6 protein-coding genes are annotated in these 4,129 nt (G+C 64.1%); 1 reads left to right on the top strand and 5 read right to left on the bottom strand.

The features are described 5' to 3' along the window. A partial coding sequence (locus WH91_RS24625) for an IS66 family transposase (protein ID WP_158409550.1) occupies positions 1–342 on the bottom strand: 342 nt, incomplete at its 3' end. A 153-nt stretch (positions 343–495) separates the two neighbouring features. Between WH91_RS24625 and WH91_RS24620 the strand changes: the two genes are divergently transcribed. Beyond that, positions 496–666, top strand: coding sequence for a hypothetical protein (locus WH91_RS24620; RefSeq protein ID WP_158409549.1), 171 nt, complete (start codon positions 496–498; stop codon positions 664–666). A 54-nt stretch (positions 667–720) separates the two neighbouring features. Here WH91_RS24620 and WH91_RS10240 read toward each other — a convergent pair whose 3' ends face one another. The 4 genes from WH91_RS10240 to WH91_RS10225 form a co-directional block, all read right to left on the bottom strand. Continuing rightward, positions 721–1,401: a phosphatase PAP2 family protein gene (locus WH91_RS10240; protein WP_046170919.1), complete on the bottom strand. Its 681-nt coding sequence runs from the start codon at positions 1,399–1,401 to the stop codon at positions 721–723. Beyond that, the gene (locus WH91_RS10235; protein ID WP_046170918.1) at positions 1,398–2,771 is read right to left on the bottom strand and encodes a HAMP domain-containing sensor histidine kinase; all 1,374 of its coding nucleotides are present in this window, start codon (positions 2,769–2,771) and stop codon (positions 1,398–1,400) included. Before WH91_RS10235 ends, WH91_RS10240 begins: the two co-directional genes overlap by 4 nt. Beyond that, positions 2,758–3,435, bottom strand: a complete 678-nt coding sequence (locus WH91_RS10230) for a winged helix-turn-helix domain-containing protein (protein ID WP_046170917.1) — start codon at positions 3,433–3,435, stop codon at positions 2,758–2,760. Before WH91_RS10230 ends, WH91_RS10235 begins: the two co-directional genes overlap by 14 nt. 62 nt (positions 3,436–3,497) lie before the next feature. Next, the coding region (locus WH91_RS10225; protein ID WP_046170916.1) for a COG4705 family protein at positions 3,498–4,129 on the bottom strand (632 nt) is incomplete at its 5' end.

The following is a 4,129-nucleotide window of genomic DNA, read 5'->3' as shown; positions in this document are numbered from 1 at the left end:
GCGGCTTCCACGATTTGGGCGATGCCGGTTTTGAGTCCGGCTGGTAAAGCTGGCGGAATCCGGAATAGGCGTTGGCCTGCAAGATGCCTGCGAACGCCGCGAGATGGGTTTGGGAATGAACGTCCTTGCGATGGGGCAGAAGAAGTAGGCCGCAGCCGGCGGGTCGCTGCCGGCAAAGGGCGTGTCGTCGCGGACATAGACCCAGATACGCCCTTCCTTGACGGCGCGCCGGCTTCCCCCTGAGGCAATCGCCACCTTGGGATCAAGCACCTGGATCCGGGTATCGTCGGCATGAAGTCGTGTGCTGGCCAACACATGCCCGTCAGGAGGGCGCCGGAACATTCCTCTCTCGGCTGGTCGCCTCCGCGTCATGAGGGCTTGCCCTGGCGCTCGCCCGGGGCCAGAATCCGTACGGGGGAGCCCGGATGGTCTGCAGTGATTAACGGCGAAGTACAGTTAACCCGAGAGCGGCGGCGTTACCGCGCGACATACTTCATGGAAGGTGGACTCGTCGCCATCACCGGGCGCGGTGCTTCCATCAGCATGGCGGCCGGGGGTCTGCCACCGGAGACCGCAGCCAAGCTGACCTTGGGCCGATGGGTCGAGGAGGGTAGCGTGCAGGCCGAACAGGACCAGGCTGAAAGCGGTCCCGACGCGCCGCTTTAGCGCCGATGGAACCGGGAAATGCAAGCGGGCCTGCCGGTGCTTGCCCCTGGCGGGCTAGGCCGCAGAAGGGCCGACGGCCTCCCGATCGGTCCACCTGGCTCGGACAGCGCTGAAGATCAAGAGGCACAGCAGCGCCCAGGCGGACCCGATCGACCAACCGGCGACGACGTCGGTAGGGTAGTGGACGCCGAGATACATCCTGCTCAATCCGACCAGGACGGTGAGGAAGGCGGCCGCCGAATAGAAGAACGTTGTGAGATTCTGCGATGCCGAGATCTCGGCCAATATAGCGCCTAGAGTGAGGTATACCACTGCCGAGATGGTGGCGTGGCCGCTTGGGAAACTGGCGGTAAAGACTTTGGCTACTCCCGTTAGCTCCGGTCTGGGACGGTCGAAAAGAGCCTTTAACACGGTGCTGACCGTTGTTCCGCCCAGTACGGAAGCTGTCAGAAAGACGGCGGTCCCGCGTTTGCCGACTAACGCCAGGAACGCCACGACGCCGGCCACCAGTATCGTGAGGACGGAAAAGCTCCCCAGGGCGGTCACATCGCGTGCGGCTTCCGGCAGCCAGGACGGACCGATTGGCATGGAGGGGTCCCCAGGCACGCGCAGGGCCAACAGCACGGCGTTGTCGAAACCGAGCGTCTCGCCTTCGGAAACCTCGTCGGCGACGATGCCGAAGCCGCCAAGGAGCGCCGCCAGCACGCCGAGGGGAAGGTCGCTCTTGAGTTTCATGGCTTCGATCCGTTCGTTGCCGTGCAGTTTATCGTGACGGCCAGTCCGGGGTTGGCGCACGACAGGGTGATTGACGCACCGTGGAGATCCGCTATGGCCTTGACCATGCTCAAGCCCAGCCCGGTTCCCTCCGTGCTCCTGCTCTTTTCCAGACGGTAGAGCCGTCGGAAGACCTTTTCGCTTTCATCCTTCGGAATGCCGGGGCCGTCGTCGACGACGCGCGCGCTGACCATGCCCTCCCGCCGATGGACATACATGGCGATGGCCGTCCCGTCCTTGGCGTGGCGAATGGCGTTCTCGATGAGGTTGGCGAACAGCTGCGTCAGTAGATCCCTGTCGCCCCTGACGATCGCAGCATCCCCCGCTTCGGTGGATAGCGACAGCGTCTGACCGTTCTCGATCGCCACGTCCTCGTAGGCCTCGGCCAAGATCGAAAGGACCGAGCCAAGGGAGACCTCGGTGAACCTTTCGCGTCGAGCACCGGATTCGAGCTGCGCGATGCGGAGCAGGGCCTCGAACGTCGCGTTGATCCGCCCGGCCTCGTTTTGGGCCTGGACCAGCTCGGCCGAATTGCCTTCCCCCCTTTCCGCCATATCCAGGGCTCCCTCGATGATGATGGACAGGCGGTTCAACGGGGTCTTGAGGTCGTGCGCGATATCGACGCTCACCTGCCGCATCCCTTCAACCAAGGCGGTAAGGCGCTCCAAGGCGGCGTTGACCTGCCCGGACAGGACGTCGATGTCGTCTCCCGACCCCCGCAGCGGGATCCTGGCGCTCAACTCGCCCTGGCCGACCCGGTCCATGGTCCCCCCGATGGCGTCCATTCGCTTCTTGACGGCGCCAGCCAGCAGCAGGCCGGCGGCTACCGCGATCGCGGTGGCGATTACGCCGGCCCAAGCGAAGCTGGATAAAGCCAGCCCGCCCAGTTCGTCGGTTTCCTCGTAGCTCCAGGCGACGACCAGAGTGTTCCCGGCGATCATCCCCTTCAGGGCACGATAGCGGACGTCACCTTCAAGTCCGAAGGCCGCACCTGCCACCGTCGACAGGCCCGACGCCGCCGGGGCGGCGGAGACGTTCCCCGCGAGGACCTGCCCGGCGGCGTCGGCGAAATAGAAGACGCGGTCGTGATCCCGCGTGGATGCCGCGTAGGTCCGCACCGTACCGACGAGGTCTTCCAGATCGCCGTCCCCGTAGGAACTTGCGATCATTTCGAAGGTCTCGGACAAGGTCAGGTCGAGGCGGTCATGCAGATCCGTCGAGATGATCCTGTAAGCCAGGAAACCCGCGATGACGAAAGTGACGAAAAACAATCCGCTGAAGATCAAGGCCAGCCGGAACGCCGTACTCCGGAAGGTGTCAGAGCGGAGCATGGATACTGTAGCCGGTGCTGCGGACGGTATGCAGGAGCGCCACCTCGAACGGTTTGTCAATCTTGGCCCTCAGTCTGCTGATGTGGGTCTCGACCACGCTGGTCTTCGGGTCGAAGTGGAAATCCCAAACCCGCTCGAGCAGCATGGTACGGGTCACGACCCGGCCTTCGTTCCGCATCAGCACTTCAAGGAGAGTGAACTCGCGCGGTTGCAGGTCTATCTTCTGCCCGCCACGCTTGACCGTTCTCCGCGCCATGTCCAGCTCCAGGTCGGCAACCCTGAGGACGGTCTTCTCTGCCTGGACCGCGGGACGTCGTCCGAGGGCGTTCACCCGCGCCAGCAGCTCCGAAAACGCGAACGGCTTGACGAGATAGTCGTCTCCGCCGGCCTCGAGGCCGTCCACCCGGTCGTCGACGCCGCCGATCGAGGTCAGGAAGATTGCCGGCGTCTGCACGCCCGAAGCCCTCAGCGCGCGGACCAGCGACAGCCCGTCCAGGCCCGGTAGCATACGGTCGACCACCAGCACGTCGTAGGGGGTGTGAGTCGCATGGACCAGCGCGTCGCGTCCGTCCGCCAACGCCTCGGCAAGATGCCCGGCCTCGGACAGACCCTTGACGACATACTCCGACGTACGCCGGTCGTCTTCGATGATGAGAATACGCATGGGGTCCCCTTTCGAATCCGGGATCCGCCTGCCGGTCGGGCAGGCGGCAAGGCATCTCGTTCTTATCTGACGGCCCGTGCGCCGTCACCCGGACCCCGCATGACCGTCATGTAGACCACGATAGCGGCGATGACAGCGAGGAACATCGCACTGGTGACGATGGTCCCGAAGCCCATCCCGCCGTAGTCGGTGGGCTGGGAGAGCAGGTCGCCCAACGAGGCGCCGAGGGGCCGGGTGAAGATATAGGCGAGCCAGAAAGCCAGGATGGCGTTCATCTTAAGCACGTAATGCGCGAAGGCGATCGCCGCGATGATCGCGCCGAACAAGGTGCCGGTAATGAGATAACCGACCCCCAAGGCTTCCGACACATATTCGCCCGCCGCCGTTCCGAGAGCGAAAGTGGCCAGCACGGCCAACCAATAGAAGACCTCTCGACGCGTCGTCACGACAGTGTGGATGGAGAGTGTCTTCTCGCTGGCGTACCAAGCGGCAAAGATTACCGCCAGCACGACAGTGCAGGCGATCGTCGTGGTTGCCAGCGGAACGCCGAACGTGTCGATGAGATTATCGGTCAGGAGCGTGCCGACCACGCTGACCATCACTACGGCGGACCAGTAGGCCCAGGGCACGTAACGCTTTTGCGCGAACTGCAGCGCTATCACCCCGACCAGGATGGCCGACATCAGGTAGGTCG

It is taken from the genome of Devosia psychrophila (genome assembly GCF_000971275.1).
In the GTDB taxonomy this organism is placed as follows: Bacteria; Pseudomonadota; Alphaproteobacteria; order Rhizobiales; family Devosiaceae; genus Devosia; species Devosia psychrophila.
This window is presented reverse-complemented; position numbering and strand designations above follow the sequence as displayed.

Coding starts and splice junctions, on each gene's coding strand:
- WH91_RS24620 (WP_158409549.1), top strand. CDS start 496: ATGGAAGGTGGACTCGTCGCCATCACCGGGCGCGGTGCTTCCATCAGC.
- WH91_RS10240 (WP_046170919.1), bottom strand. CDS start 1,401: ATGAAACTCAAGAGCGACCTTCCCCTCGGCGTGCTGGCGGCGCTCCTT.
- WH91_RS10235 (WP_046170918.1), bottom strand. CDS start 2,771: ATGCTCCGCTCTGACACCTTCCGGAGTACGGCGTTCCGGCTGGCCTTG.
- WH91_RS10230 (WP_046170917.1), bottom strand. CDS start 3,435: ATGCGTATTCTCATCATCGAAGACGACCGGCGTACGTCGGAGTATGTC.